The organism is Prochlorococcus marinus str. MIT 9107 (assembly GCF_000759855.1).
In the GTDB taxonomy this organism is placed as follows: domain Bacteria; phylum Cyanobacteriota; class Cyanobacteriia; order PCC-6307; family Cyanobiaceae; genus Prochlorococcus_A; species Prochlorococcus_A marinus_N.
The window spans coordinates 268,237-282,631 of record NZ_JNAI01000010.1 but is presented as its reverse complement, the minus strand read 5'-3'; the positions used below and the strand labels follow the sequence as shown (position 1 = coordinate 282,631).

Here is a 14,395-nt window from a genome sequence, read left to right as displayed (position 1 = left end):
TCAATTACTTGATTTGAAAAAAGGATTTTCTTTACCTTTGTGGGTTGCAGGAGCTGCGAGATCAGCATTAAAAAAACTATTGGGGCTTCCATTTGAAAATTATGAATTCATAAAAATTCCTAATGAAAATAAAAAAATAAACATTGAGATTCATTCTGTTGGTCTACTTAAAGGTGACTCGCATGCACTAGGAATTTCCTTTGCGAAGTCAGGCTTGGATCTTGACATTACACAAAACTTAGAAATATGGACAATAGCCTCTTTAGAAAAAATTTCTTTTAATAATGCTGTTCAAATAAATCCAATAAATATTATTGCAGGATCTGGCGTAGGTATTAATGAGGATACATCAGAGATTTGTATTTCTGATTTTGCTAAAGAAGTTTTATATGAAAATTTATTGGATATTATTCCAGACGGATTTAATTTAAATTTAGAAATTATTTTCCCAAATGGAGAGTTTTTATCCGAAAGAACCAGTAATAAGTCATTTGGTATTGTAGATGGTTTATCTATAATTGGAACTTCAGCTGAGACTTATTCGAGTGCTTCGCCTGATCAATTAGAAGAGGCTAAAAAAAAGTTAGCAAAGTTAATTAAAAATGACTTTAACGGGAAAGTTGTTTTTGTTATTGGCGAAAACGGTTTAAATTTGGCAAAAACTTATAATATTAATTTACCAATTATAAAAGTTGGTAACTGGATAGGACCACTATTAGTTGATGCTGCAATAAAAAATGTTAAAACATTAATTCTTTTTGGTTATCACGGAAAATTAATTAAATTAGCGGGTGGCATTTTTCATACACATAACCATCTGGCTGATGGAAGAATTGAGATTCTTGTTTATTTGGCAGTGAAAGAAAACGTGCCAAACGAAATAATACTCCAATTATCTCACTTAAATACTCTTGAAGATGCCTTATTAATGCTTGAAAGATTTAATAAATCAATAGCTGAAAAATTATTCCAAAATTTATCAAATACGATTGAAAAGCGTTCTTTTGCATATGTTAATAGGTATGTAAAAACGGATATGAAAATTGCAACAATCATGTTTGATAAAAAAAGGCAAATTAGGTGGTCGGGAACCAACGGTAATGATTATATTGCTTATTTTCAAAGAGATTAATTTTGATTGCTTATGCTTTTGTAAATAAATTGAGCTAACTTTTGTATATGAGTCAAAAATCTTTAAAAAAAGAACGAAATCCTTCAATATTAATTTTGGATTTCGGATCTCAATATTCTGAATTGATTGCAAGAAGAATTAGAGAAACTAATGTTTTTTCTCTTGTAGTAAGTAACCATACTTCAATTGAGGATATTCAGGATATTAGTCCTAAAGGGATAATTTTGAGTGGAGGCCCAAATTCTGTTTATGATCAAAATGCTCCTAAATGTGATGAAAAAATTTTTGATTTAGGAATTCCTATTCTTGGTATATGCTATGGAATGCAATTAATGGTCAAAGAACTTGGAGGTTCTGTTACTGCAGCTACTAAAAAAGCTGAGTATGGGAGAGCACCAATAAACATAGATTTAAAATGTGATCTTCTTTCTGATGTAGAAGATAAATCTATAATGTGGATGAGTCATGGTGATTCAATTAACTGTTTGCCTGATGGATTTAATAAAATTGCTCATACCGAAAACACACTCCATGCAGCAATTGCAAATGATACTAAGAAATTATTTGGCGTACAATTTCATCCTGAAGTAATTCATTCAGAGTTTGGGATGACAGTAATTAAAAATTTTGTTTATAAAATCTCTTGTTGTGAGGCTGATTGGACAACGGAAACCTTTTTAGAAGAGACAATTCCCAGAATAAGAGAACAGGTTGGAAATAAGAAAGTTTTGCTTGCATTGTCAGGAGGTGTTGATTCATCAACTCTTGCTTTTTTACTCAATAAAGCAATTGGAACACAGCTTACTTGCATGTTTATAGATCAAGGTTTCATGAGAAAAGGGGAACCGGAATTTTTAATGAATTTTTTTGATAAGAAATTTCATATAAAAGTTAAATATATAAACGCTAGGGAAAGATTTATTGCAAAATTAAAAGGGATTACTGATCCAGAACAGAAAAGAAAAATTATCGGGGAAGAATTTATTAGAGTATTTGAAGAAGAAAGTAATAGATTGGGACCTTTTCAGTATTTAGCTCAAGGTACTCTTTATCCTGATGTTATCGAAAGTGCTGGAACTAATATTGATCCCAAGACAGGTGAGAGAATTGCTGTGAAAATAAAAAGTCATCATAATGTGGGTGGATTACCAAAAGATCTGCAATTTAAATTAGTTGAGCCCTTAAGAAAACTTTTTAAGGATGAAGTTCGAAAATTAGGAGCAGCTTTAGGCTTGCCTGATGAAATTATTAAAAGACATCCATTCCCAGGCCCTGGTTTAGCGATAAGAATTTTGGGAGAAGTTACTAATGAAAAACTCGATTGTTTAAGAGATGCAGACTGGATAGTGAGAGATGAAATTAAAAAATCAGGTCTTTATAATGATATTTGGCAAGCTTTTGCAGTATTGTTACCGGTTAAAACTGTAGGAGTTATGGGTGATAAAAGGACTTATGCATGGCCAATTGTTATACGTTGTGTATCCAGTGAAGATGGTATGACAGCAGACTGGTCAAAAATTCCTTTTCAGATTTTAGAGAGAATTTCAAATAGAGTCGTCAATGAAGTCGATTCAGTTAATAGAGTTGTTTATGATATTACAAGCAAACCTCCAGGAACTATTGAGTGGGAATGAAAATAAGTTATAAACCTAGTCATAGTCTAAAAAAATAGGTTTCACGTAGGTTTCACGTCAAGTAAAAAGTAAGTCTCTATAGAGAAATCAAAAAAGAGCAATCATCTCTACACTTTCTCTTTTGAAAAATATCAAAGCAAAATGCAAAGTAAAAAGTCATTTCTTGTTAATTTTTGGATTTTTGAATTATATTTTGAAAAATTGTCTTAGAGATGTATCGGAAATATATAAGAAAATCTGCTAAGCAAATAATTGAAATTGCTGATGATTTGATCAAACAAAATGATGCTAAAGAATTAAAAATTTTAAAAATTGAAATTGGTACCAGAAAAAAAAGGGCAAAAATGCTCGAGGCAACTTTAAATAAAATCAATATATTTCTTGCTACATCGAATCAGCCAATAAATATTGGAAATAATCATCAAACTAAAGAAACCGAAACTGAAACTGAAATTGAAACCGAAACTATCGAAAGAATAGATATAAATAATATTTCAGATAATTCTACAAATGATGAGGGTCCGAGAGAAACCTCAATCCACGAAATTAGAAAAAGTGGATCGTACTTAACGGATGTCCCTTCTCATTACGAATTTTCGCGAAAGGGTAAAGGGATTGCTGGTTTTTCAAAAACTGAATTTGATAAATTTAATTGGGCGCAGAAATTTTTTTATTCGTTAGATGATTGGATAGATGAGTTAAAAAAAACATCTTTTGGTAAGAGTATTGATTTGCTTCCTGGTAAAATATTGCAGGAGATTGAGCAAAATGATCAAAATTATTTATACATATTTCCAATATTGACAGCTGCTGAAGATATATTTGAAAATGCAAGGGTAACTCTAAGAATAGGTTCTCAAAAAGCTGAGGGAAGAATAGTAAGTATTACAACTGGTAAAAATTCTTCAATTTCTATAACTACTGATCATTTTTTTGGCGAAAAAACTCAACCCGGAAAAATAATTGTTGATAATACCGCCATCATAGAATCTTTGAGAGATAGGATTGGCAATGAAATTGGACTTTCAAAGAAACAGAATGGAGATAAATCAATAGATAATTCGCTGGGATTGAATTTTAAATTTGCTGAAAATTTTATAAATAATAAATTTGATTATATTGATGCGAATTATTTCGAGAAAAAATTAGATTTAAATGATTCACAAAATTCTTTTTTATCGAAAGCAATTTCATCAGATATTAGTTATTTGTGGGGCCCTCCTGGGACGGGTAAAACGCAAACGCTTACATCTTTGATAGAAACTTTTTGTGAGAATAATGAAAGAACTTTAATTTGCTCTAATACAAATATGGCAGTAGATCAGGTTTTTCTTAAGCTCGCGAGAAAGGAAGATAATAAGAATGTAAAAAGAGGGAAAATTATAAGGCTTGGGAGAATCTTTAATGATGATTTGAGAGACAACTTCTTTGATTTAGTTTCTCTAGAGGGTATTTGCGATGCAAGAGCAAAAGAATTTAAAAAAGAAATTAATAAGTTAATGAATGCCAAGGAAAATGCTGAATCAAAAAATAGAGATTTATTGATTATAAATAAACTTTTTAAAGAGATAGATACACTAAATCAAAAAAGAAAACGTTTAAAGAATAAATACAAAGATTTGGAAATCGAACTTAATGAGAAACGAGATAATATAGATAATTTAGAAAGAGAAAATGAAGGATTACTTGAAAAATATAATTTAAGAATTGAGGGGAAAGGGGGCTTAAGAGGTATCTTTGGACGGAGTCCAGAGCAATTGAAGATTGATATTTCTTTCAATGATCAATCAATAGAAAAAATATTAAAACTTATTAATAAATTTAGAAAAAATTTAAGTGATATTAATGCTGAAGTTAAAGAAATTGATTCTTTATTAGACCAAATAGAAGAGAAAACAAAAGACTTTTCAAGAAGAGAAATTTTGATAAAAGTAAAAAATGTTCAAAATGAAATTAATAAATTCTCAGCAGATATTCAAGAAAATGAAAAAAAAATAGAAGAAATTAAAAAAGTTGTAATTGATGAATCAATTGTAATTGGAACAACTTTAACGAAGGTATTTTTGAGTGCTTCTGATTTAAATAAATTCGAAAATGTAATTATAGATGAGGCTTCAATGGGTCTTTTGCCTATGCTTTATTTAGCTTCATCATTGTCAAATAAAAGAATAATCATTTCAGGCGATTTTGCTCAATTATCCCCAATTTTTTCTTCAAAAAATCAAGATTTAAATGATCTACTAGGAAAGAATATATTTGAAATAACTGGCATAGCAGAAGAGGCTAGAACTAATAAATTAAATAATGAAACTAATTTGATAATGTTAGATACGCAATATCGAATGCATCCAAATATTTGTAATTTGATAAGTGAGTTTATGTATAAATCAAATTTAAAAAGTATTCCTCAAAAATCAAACAAAAAAAACCTTGAATCTCAAGTTTTAGATTCTGTAGTAACAACAATAATTGATACATCAACTGTATTTCCTTTTTCTTCTAATACAAATATAGGTTCTAAAATAAACCCTATGAATGCTTTGGTTGCTAGAAATATAATTAAACAATTAATTGAGAATTCACCAAATTATTCTTTAGGCTATTGTGCCCCTTTTAAAGGACAAATAAAGATTTTTAATGCTATTTCATCTGAGGAAATTTTAAATGAAGTTTCTAGTGGAACAGTTCATAGTTTTCAAGGAGATGAAAAAGATATAATTATTTACGATACTGTCGAAGCTAACAGTAATAATAAGACTTTACATCCATTTTTAACTTCTACTTATCCTGAAGCTGAGGGAGCAAAACTCTTAAATGTTGCAATTAGTCGAACAAAAAAACAAATTATTTTTATTGTGGATATGGCAAGTTTTGATAAAAAACTTCCAAATAATAGTTTTTTAAGAGAGATTCTATTTAAGTCTCAAAGTGAAGGCAAGGTTATAGATGCCAGAAAAATAATAAATTTAGAGACAATTACAAATGAGCTTTTAAAATCTTATTTTCAGCCTAAGAACTTTGATTTTCCTCTTGAAAATACCGGTATGGTTAATCAAGATCAATTTTTTCCTCTCCTATACAACGATATTACTTCAGCAAAAGAAGCGATAATTATCTATTCAGGTTTTTTTACACCTCAAAGGATACAAGAAATGTTGCCAAAATTAGTTCTTAAAATCAAAGAAGGTGTTTCTGTGAGAATAGTCGTTCCTTCTAATGAAACAAATGGATCTTTCGGCAAGAACCAGCCTGATGCATGCCTAAAAACTATTAAAGCATTACGACAAGAGGGAATTGTCGTAGATCAAAGAGCACGTTTTCATCAAAAAGCCGTTCTTATAGATTCAGATGTTGCCTGGTTTGGATCTTTAAACCCACTTTCTTATTCTGGTAAAACCCTTGAATCAATGCTGACAATCAGAGAAAAAGGAGTTTGTCTCGAAATGGCTGAGAGCCTTTCTCTTAAGATTACATCTAAAAGATCTAATCCAAAAGACTGGGCAAAATCTGAAAATCCTATATGTCCTGTTAATGGATGTGGTAAGCAGACAATTTATAGAAAATCTAAATTTGGAGAATATTATCCGTGCGAAAATCCTAATTGCTCAGGAAAAGCAAAATTTTATTAAAGCTTTAATTATATTTTTTTTATTTGATTCCAATTAAAAGTTTTTTTGCATTAATCCCATCCATAAGGAAAGAATTTTCTACATCCACCCGAATCAACAAAGAATCCTTCAGTAGCATCAATAATAGTTTTCATTTCTTTTGATAACTTTTGTCTTCCAAATTCACCATCTTGAGTAAAAGGAATCGAATAATAATAACCTTGTGAAAGTGATGGCATTAATGCTCTTAATTTCCCAGATTTCCTATCTTCTTTTGAAGTTGCTCTTCCTAATTGATTACCCACAAAATTCATAAAATGTCCTTGTCTTATTTTTTTTGTATTTTTTGTTCTTTCTTGATAAGTTTTTTCTTCGTCTAATGATTCAGGTAAATATGATCTTGCAACATAATATTGACCTCCATATCCATTCCAAATACCTATGTCAAGACCTAATGAAGGTTTATTTTTATAATTTAAAGTTCCTATACCTCCAGCTGAACCAGTATATTTCAAAGTTATAGTCACATCCGGTTCTACTTCACTTGTAAGAGTGCAAATTTCTTCTGCATTTACTGAAGGAATCAGAGTTAATAAGAGTGATAAAAAAAGTAAGCGTTTCATCTATATCTACCATCACGATATTTTAATTTGGTACTCTTTTCGCAAATATCAACATCAATCCATTCCATATTTGCAGTATGAGTTGGCATATCCTCTTTTGCCGCAACCGTGTACTTACACTTTCCTTTTTCTTTATAAACCCAATACCAAGGATACTTATAAAATTTGTTCTCTTTAATTCTGTCTGTTAGTATTTCCCAATATTTGTTGTTAACTAATTTAATTGCTTCTCTTTCTTCTTCAGTACATTCACCTTGCGATTCTGGGCAGGTATATTTGTGCCTTTTATATTGTTCTGAATTAGCAGGAGCACTAAAACCAAATATCAAAAATAGAAGAAATAGTTTTTTCAAATTATTATTTTTATATTAATTCTAATTATCCTGTCAATATAAAAATATTATGTCTTAAACTATAGGTTTCACGTGGGTTTCACGTAGAAAAATTTGTGTTATACTCAGCTGAGACCCATTGATATAACTGCCTTTTTTACTTACCTTTTTGTAGGGACTATTGAGTGGGAGTAGTTCTACGGTCATTTTATCAGTCATAGTGGGGGTTTAGTGGTTTGTCAAAGGTTTATCAAGTAGATTAGAGATACGATTTTACTGGGGTTTCGACTCTCTATTTGTCATAGGTTTGTCACGGCACTTTGGCACTTTTTCTGTTGAGAAATCGTAGAATAGTGGTTTCCTCTACATATTATTTCTCTAGGCGAATAAATTATTTCTTGATTAATACTTAAGGTCTTTATATTTGTTCTTTTTAGTAATGATTTCCATAGCAGGTCTGAGCATCTCTTTGTAGTTCTTCCATCCTCCTAAAGATTTTGTATTAATTGGTGAACGAACCTGAACATTACTTCTTGTTGAGATTTTACGATTATTTAAATGTGGCAATAAATATAAATCATTCCAGTTCCAACCTAACCAACGAATTAAGGATTTTATTTCCTTTGAAGGATGAGTCACTAACTCATCGTAATTTAATGAATATATATGATTTTTAAATTCTTTCTTATATGTTTGCATAATCTCATCTTGATCTGAATAGACTTCGGCAGAATCAACCAAACTTGAAGAGAAATTATTCCCTGTTGCGAAATGTGCTCTATAAATTGAAAGAATATTATCTAAAGGGTTTCTATAACAATGTATTATTTTTGCATTAGGAATTGCTTTGGCAATTATGCCTGCATACTGATAATTAAATAACCACTTATTTGTTGTGGGTGTTTTATTATCCTTTATTTCCAGTTTTTTCCAATATATTTCGCTAAGGTTTATTTGTTTTTCAGATTGCTTATATTCTCTATATGATTTTTCAAGGATATTTACTTCTCCAAGATCTCTTACTTTACTATTCAAACTGATTATTGATTCGATAAGGGTAGAACCACATCTAGGAAGACCTACTATAAAAATAGACATTGGAAAATTTTTAAATTCTTCATTATTTCTTTCAAAATTCTCTGAGGATATTTTTAATTTTTTAGTTTTATCGATTAATAAATTTGCTTCAGATTTATGTATTCTAAGTTTGATATTATTTGCAGTAATTAAATTCTCAGCACTTTCTTCATATTTGCCTTTTCCATGAAAAATATTTGATCTTGCAAAAAAAATATTCACTAATTCTCTGTTATTTTTATTTTTTAAAAGACTTTCAGAAAAAAGTTGATTATGCCATTTTTGACTTGTATCACTTGTTTGCATTGTTGATAGTGACAAATATGCATCCGTAAATTGAGGATCAACTTCAAGTGCTTTTTGAGTATATGTTTCTGCCTCTTTTAATCTACCCTGATCTTTTAATATGAATCCAAGATTATAGTGAGCAATAGCAAAGTCTGATTTAAGTTTAATTGTTTTTTTAAGTTCTAATTCTGCTTTTTCCAAATTTCCTTGACCTATGTATAAAACTGCGAGATTGTAGTAAGCATTTGCATATTCTGGATTTAAAGAAATTGCTTTTTTAAGTTCTAATTCTGCTTCTTTATGTTTGCCGATCTCGTTAAGGAATATTCCATAATTCGAAAAAATTCTATGGTCTTTTATTCCTTGTTTAATAAGATATGCATAGTATTTTGCTGCTTCTAATTTATTTCCTTGTGATTGTAGTTCGAATGCTTTTTTAATTAATTGACCGATATTTACTTTCTGTTTATTTTTTGAAGTTATTTCTTTCTTCGATTGGTTTTTTTCGCCAAAACCTTTCATTCTTTATAAAGATAGTTTCTTTACATAAATTATAGTCTTTACAAAAAAATTTTATAAAAATTTCACTGGTGAAATAAGGATTTAATTTGATTGAGGTTTCTAACGAATTCTCTACAATTAGTTCATCTAATTACAGGGAAAAGTATAAAGAATGGAAGTAATCGGTTTCAGATGGTTTTTAAGGGACAAAATTTTGTTTCTACATTTATAGATTTATGTCTTGATTTATGAAAAATTGACTTTTTGCACAGTACAAATTTTTGAGATACATATATGCTTTTTAAGCTCGTTATCTTGAGAATGAAACTTACAAAAAGCAGTGTGTACAAGTGTGTTACTATAAGTGGTAGTTCCTAGTAGTAAGTGAATTTTTTAAAAAAGTTTTGGAATAATGTTCAATTTTCTAGAGATATAGGTATTGACTTAGGTACTGCCAATACACTCATTCATGTTTCTGGAAAGGGGGTAATTCTTGAAGAGCCTTCAGTAGTTGCAATGGATTTAGAAGAGGGAGTTCCTTTGGCAGTTGGCGAAGAAGCAAAATCAATGTTAGGAAGAACTCCTGGAAATATAAAGGCTGTCAGACCTTTAAGGGATGGAGTTATTGCTGATTTTGATGCTGCGGAAAAAATGATACAAACATTTATTCAAAAATGTAATGAAGGCAAAGGTATATTAGCCCCTAGAATAGTTATTGGCATTCCAAGTGGCATTACAAGTGTTGAGCGAAGAGCAGTTAGAGAAGCTGGATTAGCAGGGGCCAGAGAAGTTTATTTAATTGATGAACCTGTTGCCGCCGCAATTGGTGCTTCTCTACCTGTAACTGAACCTGTTGGAACAATGATTGTTGATATTGGCGGAGGTACTACAGAAGTCGCAGTATTAAGTCTTGGGGGAACAGTTGTGAGCGAATCTCTTCGTATAGCAGGTGATGAAATAAATGACTCAATCTCCAGTTACCTTAAAAAAAAGCATAGTATGGCCGTGGGTGAGAGAACATCAGAAAAAATAAAAATTAAAATAGGTTCTGCTTTTCCTGATAATAATTTTGATAATACAACTTTTGAAGTTAGAGGTTTGCACTTATCTTCTGGGTTGCCAAGATCTTTAACACTAACCTCTGGAGAAGTTAGAGAAGCAATGGCAGATCCACTAAATAAAATTGTTGACGCTATTAAAAGAACCCTAGAGAGAACCCCCCCTGAATTAGCTGCAGATATTGTCGAAAGAGGCATCATGCTTGCTGGAGGTGGAGCTCTAATAAGAGGAATTAATGATTTAATTACTCAAGAGACTGGAATCTTTACACATATCGCAGAGGAACCTTTATTATGCGTAGTTAATGGTTGTGGAGAAATACTTGATGATTTTAGGAAACTTAAAAGGATTGTAGATACAATTGATGTAGGAACTAATTCAATCAGAAATTAAATAATAATTTGATTATCTTTTATACATTAATCTTTGATAATCAAGTTATTTGACTAGAATATTCAAGATTTTTTATTTTTCTAATAAATAAATTGTTTCTTTGCCAATTTTGTCTGGCTGCACTAATTTACAGCCTTTGTCTTTTTCTAAATCGCAATCTTTCGAGGCAGCGACAGTTTTCCATGAACAAACTTTTTCTTCTGAATATTCTTTTTGAATTTTCCATCCATCATTGATATATTGTTCGAGATCGCTATCTTCTTCGCATGAAATAATAATTTCAATACTATTTTCGTTTTCAGTAACTTTTTTTTCTGTTGTTTTGCAGCCTCCAATCAAAAAAAAGATCATAACAATGTAAGTTAATGTTTTATATTTTTTCATTGTGCTTTCATACAAATATTAAATTTTTCAATGGCTGTTTTTGGAAATCCGAGATTTAAAAACTTTTTATAATCACTATTATCTTGTTTGCATATTTTTTCTTTATTTTGAAATTGTATTTTTCTTTGTTCTCGAATTAATTGTTTTACTCTGAAATCCTCTTTTGATTTATAAATAAAGGGTATAGATCCCATAATTAAACCAATTATAAAAGAATATATTAGTGCTGATTTATATCTTTTCAAGTGAATCTTGAGATTACTTATTACAAAAAAATTATTTGTTTTAAACATAATTTTTATTTTTTTAATATTTTTGCTCCAATTCCTTGCAACTTTTTAGAGAAATCTTCATATCCTCTTTCTAAATATTCTAACCCTCTTACTATTGTTTTACCATTTGCAGAAAGTGCAGCAAGAGCTAATGCAGCAGTAGCCCTTAAATCAGATCCCATAACTACTTTTGCTTGTAATTTTTTGACTCCTACGACTGTTGCAATATTATCACTAACAGTAATATTTGCTCCCATACGATTTAGCTCATCAACATGATGCATTCTATTTTCAAATACTGTTTCTTTAATTTTTGAAGTTCCATTTGCTGTTGCCATTAAAGTCATAAAAGGAGCTTGTAGATCAGTGGGAAAACCGGGGAATGGACTAGTAGTTATATCTACTGAATTTAAAATTTGATTTGGAATAATTCTTAAAAAGTTTTTCGAATATTCGAACTTGCAACCACAAAGTTCTAATTTGTTAATTACTATTTTTAAGTGATTTGGTTCGCAAGGAAAAAGACTAATTTTTGATCTTGTTATGGCCCCAGCAATTAAAAAAGTACCGGCTTCAATTCTGTCAGGCATGACTGTGTAATCACATCCTTTTAGGGATTCAACTCCTTCAATTGTTATACATTCAGATCCCGCACCTTTTACTTTTGCACCCATTAGATTCAACATGTTTGCTAAATCTATGATTTCTGGTTCTTGTGCTGCGTTGTTTAAGATCGTAGTTCCTTTGGCTAAAGATGCTGCCATTAGTAATGTCTCAGTAGCACCTACACTTTTGCATTTAAAATCGATTGATGTTCCAAGCAATTTTTTGTTGGGCGTAATTACTTCAGCACTTAAATAGTTATTTTTGAATTTAAAAATAACTCCTAATTTTTTTAGTGAATTTATGTGCTCATCAATTGGTCTAGATCCTATTAAGCAACCTCCTGGTAGAGGTATATTCGCTTTGCCAAATCTAGCAAGGAGGGGCCCTATGCAAAAGAAACTAACTCTAAGAGCATTAAATAAATCAAAAAATAAATCCTCTGATGGAGGGCTAATTTCTTTAGTGTTTATTTCTAGTTGATTTGCTTTCGATTTTATATTCATACCCATTCTAGTTAATATTTTAGACATAATTGAAACATCTGAAATTCGAGGAACATTCAAAAGTTTAATTTGACCTTTGGAAAGAATTGAAGCTGCCATTAAAACTAAGGCTGAATTTTTTGCACCACTTATTTTTATTTTTCCTCCAAGTAGTTCGCCTCCTTCTATTTCCAAATGCTTGTTTTTAAAAAATATATTTTTCATTATTTTTATAATACTTCTTTTTAAATTCATCTTTTAAAAATCATGAAAAACATTTTTGTCAGATGAGCAATATTCTTTGTGGGATGCTAAATTCTTTTTTTTCCCAAAAAAATTTTTTATTTCAAAACTGAACTCTTCATTAGCGTTAATTAAGTAAGCAAACTGATGAATATTATTTTTTCTGTATTGTTCAACGACAGCGATCGGAGTGAGAAAAATCAGAAAAGTAATTATGAGTTCTTTGTCCATTTATAACTTGCAATTAATTTTAATTCTCTGAAGACAAATTCAAAGGTTTGATAATTTGAATAATTTCATTGTGTACTTTTCTACAAAGTGTTGTGTCTTTGGCCAATGGTTCATCGCTCCATATTTCAATAGAACATTCCTTTTGAGTTTGATTTACCCAAGAAATAAGAAGATTTACTTTTGTGAACTTATTATTAGAACTACTATATTCAGCATATAGTTGCTTTGAGTGCTCAAATCTTTTAGGAATAATCATTCCATAATTTTCTAATAAAGGTGCAAAACTATTGAATAAATGCCATGAAGGATTATTTAAATCAGGTGATCCCCATCACCGATTTACTAATAGTGTGCATTTAAAATAAGGTTACACACTTATACATACTATCACACACTTTTAAAATTTCATCCCTATTAAATAAAAAAATAATATAGAGATACTTGCAAAATGTAGTAGAAGTGTGTAACCTAAATTACACAAATTTTTAATGCTTAAACTAATGCCAACTAAGCTTGACAGAGTCCAAGTTCTTTTTAAGAAAGATTTATTTAACAAGCTTAGATTACTTGCGAGAATTGAGCGTAGATCATTATCTAGTATGGTTGGAAGCATAGTAGAAGATGCAATAAAATCCAATAAATATCAATCTCTTTTATCTAAGGCAAAGGCAAATGACTTAAAGTCAGAAATCATGGAAAGCAAATCAGTAATAAACGAAATCCTACAATCTGAGATATCTAATGAATTAGATTTTGATGCTAATTCAAAATTAAAGAAATTAGATGCAATACTTTCTTTAATATCAGAATCTAAAAAAGAATCATTGGAAGAACCATTGGAAGAACCATTGGAAGAAGATTTAATCGTAAAAGATCTACTTGTAGAAGATGCCCTGAAGCCACATGGTTTAATTGATGAAATTCAATCTAATACTGATTACAAGATTAATAAAATGAATGAAATGCTCCAAAAAATTCAACAAAAAAATGAGGTATAAATGTTTCAATCACAATATTAAAAGTTATCTTGCAAGGCAGGATTTTTCCATTTGATTATATGCCGGCTTGGATTTCCGCTATTTTTCGGATTTTGAATATAATAATTATTGAACATCTCTAGAAAAAAAGTTAAGCCAAGTTAAGAGGTTTTTACCTTTTGGAATTCTTCAATATGAAATTTTACGGTTAGTTTTTTAAGTCAAAATTAAGAAATAAGTAATGCAGAAATTAAAAATATTTGAAAAGCAAATGGTTGAATGGCAGAGTGGAGTTAGAATCCTCTATAAAGATCTCCAAAAATTTCATAATTGGTCAGATGATCAGGTTTGGGAAAAACTCAAAAGTGAGTTAAGAAGAATTTGTCTTGAGAGTGAATATGGTGAAGATGACTTGGCTTGGACTCGAGAACTTCTTACTTCAAAAAGAGATATAACTTTATGGGAAGCTGTAAGACTTACTATTAGATTTAAACATTCAACCCCTTTATTAGATGCTCTCAATAATCTAAGATATATCAAGACAAAGGATTAA

The 14,395-nt window shown here is 30.1% G+C and carries 14 protein-coding genes; 6 read left to right on the top strand and 8 right to left on the bottom strand.

Features of this window, described 5'->3' with window-relative positions; all coding sequences use genetic code 11:
- Window positions 1-13 precede the first annotated feature (13 nt).
- From cbiD to EU92_RS00245, 3 genes are all read left to right on the top strand, one after another.
- Window positions 14-1,132: a cobalt-precorrin-5B (C(1))-methyltransferase CbiD gene (gene cbiD / locus EU92_RS00235; protein ID WP_032523620.1), complete on the top strand. Its 1,119-nt coding sequence runs from the start codon at window positions 14-16 to the stop codon at window positions 1,130-1,132.
- Between the two features lie 47 nt (window positions 1,133-1,179).
- A complete protein-coding gene (guaA, locus tag EU92_RS00240; RefSeq protein ID WP_032514095.1) occupies window positions 1,180-2,766 on the top strand; it encodes a glutamine-hydrolyzing GMP synthase in 1,587 nt (528 codons plus the stop codon).
- 212 nt (window positions 2,767-2,978) lie between these two features.
- The gene (locus EU92_RS00245; protein ID WP_032523619.1) at window positions 2,979-6,395 is read left to right on the top strand and encodes an AAA domain-containing protein; all 3,417 of its coding nucleotides are present in this window, start codon (window positions 2,979-2,981) and stop codon (window positions 6,393-6,395) included.
- 50 nt (window positions 6,396-6,445) lie between these two features.
- On the opposite strand, the gene EU92_RS00250 is transcribed toward EU92_RS00245, so the two are convergent.
- From EU92_RS00250 to EU92_RS00260, 3 genes are all read right to left on the bottom strand, one after another.
- Window positions 6,446-6,997: a hypothetical protein gene (locus EU92_RS00250; protein ID WP_032523618.1), complete on the bottom strand. Its 552-nt coding sequence runs from the start codon at window positions 6,995-6,997 to the stop codon at window positions 6,446-6,448.
- A complete protein-coding gene (locus EU92_RS00255; protein WP_032523617.1) occupies window positions 6,994-7,350 on the bottom strand; it encodes a hypothetical protein in 357 nt (118 codons plus the stop codon). Before EU92_RS00255 ends, EU92_RS00250 begins: the two co-directional genes overlap by 4 nt.
- A gap of 381 nt (window positions 7,351-7,731) precedes the next feature.
- Window positions 7,732-9,216, bottom strand: coding sequence for a tetratricopeptide repeat-containing sulfotransferase family protein (locus tag EU92_RS00260; RefSeq protein ID WP_032514096.1), 1,485 nt, complete (start codon window positions 9,214-9,216; stop codon window positions 7,732-7,734).
- Window positions 9,217-9,579: 363 nt separating this feature from the next.
- Here EU92_RS00260 and EU92_RS00265 point away from each other — a divergent pair, with 363 nt between their 5' ends.
- Window positions 9,580-10,647 (top strand): rod shape-determining protein, encoded by a 1,068-nt coding sequence (locus EU92_RS00265; RefSeq protein ID WP_032514097.1) that lies wholly within the window; start codon window positions 9,580-9,582, stop codon window positions 10,645-10,647.
- A 72-nt stretch (window positions 10,648-10,719) separates the two neighbouring features.
- Here EU92_RS00265 and EU92_RS00270 read toward each other — a convergent pair whose 3' ends face one another.
- From EU92_RS00270 to EU92_RS00290, 5 genes are read right to left on the bottom strand one after another with little or no spacing between them, the layout of a single operon-like run.
- Window positions 10,720-11,031 (bottom strand): alpha-2-macroglobulin, encoded by a 312-nt coding sequence (locus EU92_RS00270; protein WP_241432590.1) that lies wholly within the window; start codon window positions 11,029-11,031, stop codon window positions 10,720-10,722.
- Window positions 11,028-11,324, bottom strand: a complete 297-nt coding sequence (locus tag EU92_RS00275; protein ID WP_032514099.1) for a hypothetical protein — start codon at window positions 11,322-11,324, stop codon at window positions 11,028-11,030. The genes EU92_RS00270 and EU92_RS00275 overlap by 4 nt, the downstream gene beginning before the upstream one ends.
- Window positions 11,325-11,329: 5 nt before the next feature.
- Window positions 11,330-12,616, bottom strand: coding sequence for a UDP-N-acetylglucosamine 1-carboxyvinyltransferase (gene murA, locus EU92_RS00280; RefSeq protein ID WP_241432589.1), 1,287 nt, complete (start codon window positions 12,614-12,616; stop codon window positions 11,330-11,332).
- A gap of 33 nt (window positions 12,617-12,649) precedes the next feature.
- Window positions 12,650-12,865: a hypothetical protein gene (locus EU92_RS00285; protein WP_032523616.1), complete on the bottom strand. Its 216-nt coding sequence runs from the start codon at window positions 12,863-12,865 to the stop codon at window positions 12,650-12,652.
- A gap of 19 nt (window positions 12,866-12,884) precedes the next feature.
- Window positions 12,885-13,121 carry a hypothetical protein gene (locus EU92_RS00290; protein WP_193741757.1) on the bottom strand — a complete coding sequence of 79 codons (237 nt, stop codon included), beginning with the start codon at window positions 13,119-13,121 and terminating at the stop codon, window positions 12,885-12,887.
- Window positions 13,122-13,365: 244 nt separating this feature from the next.
- On the opposite strand from EU92_RS00290, the gene EU92_RS09740 reads away from it, so the two are divergent.
- Together EU92_RS09740 and EU92_RS00295 are read left to right on the top strand one after the other, a co-directional pair.
- Window positions 13,366-13,863 (top strand): hypothetical protein, encoded by a 498-nt coding sequence (locus EU92_RS09740; protein ID WP_158457725.1) that lies wholly within the window; start codon window positions 13,366-13,368, stop codon window positions 13,861-13,863.
- 220 nt (window positions 13,864-14,083) lie between these two features.
- Window positions 14,084-14,395, top strand: a complete 312-nt coding sequence (locus EU92_RS00295) for a hypothetical protein (protein ID WP_032514103.1) — start codon at window positions 14,084-14,086, stop codon at window positions 14,393-14,395.

Bases quoted from the DNA above. Each gene is read 5' to 3' on its own strand.
- guaA (WP_032514095.1), top strand. From the start codon at position 1,180: ATGAGTCAAAAATCTTTAAAAAAAGAACGAAATCCTTCAATATTAATT.
- EU92_RS00245 (WP_032523619.1), top strand. From the start codon at position 2,979: ATGTATCGGAAATATATAAGAAAATCTGCTAAGCAAATAATTGAAATT.
- EU92_RS00250 (WP_032523618.1), bottom strand. From the start codon at position 6,997: ATGAAACGCTTACTTTTTTTATCACTCTTATTAACTCTGATTCCTTCA.
- EU92_RS00260 (WP_032514096.1), bottom strand. From the start codon at position 9,216: ATGAAAGGTTTTGGCGAAAAAAACCAATCGAAGAAAGAAATAACTTCA.
- EU92_RS00270 (WP_241432590.1), bottom strand. From the start codon at position 11,031: ATGAAAAAATATAAAACATTAACTTACATTGTTATGATCTTTTTTTTG.
- EU92_RS00275 (WP_032514099.1), bottom strand. From the start codon at position 11,324: ATGTTTAAAACAAATAATTTTTTTGTAATAAGTAATCTCAAGATTCAC.
- murA (WP_241432589.1), bottom strand. From the start codon at position 12,616: ATGAAAAATATATTTTTTAAAAACAAGCATTTGGAAATAGAAGGAGGC.
- EU92_RS00285 (WP_032523616.1), bottom strand. From the start codon at position 12,865: ATGGACAAAGAACTCATAATTACTTTTCTGATTTTTCTCACTCCGATC.
- EU92_RS00290 (WP_193741757.1), bottom strand. From the start codon at position 13,121: ATGATTATTCCTAAAAGATTTGAGCACTCAAAGCAACTATATGCTGAA.
- EU92_RS09740 (WP_158457725.1), top strand. From the start codon at position 13,366: ATGCCAACTAAGCTTGACAGAGTCCAAGTTCTTTTTAAGAAAGATTTA.
- EU92_RS00295 (WP_032514103.1), top strand. From the start codon at position 14,084: ATGCAGAAATTAAAAATATTTGAAAAGCAAATGGTTGAATGGCAGAGT.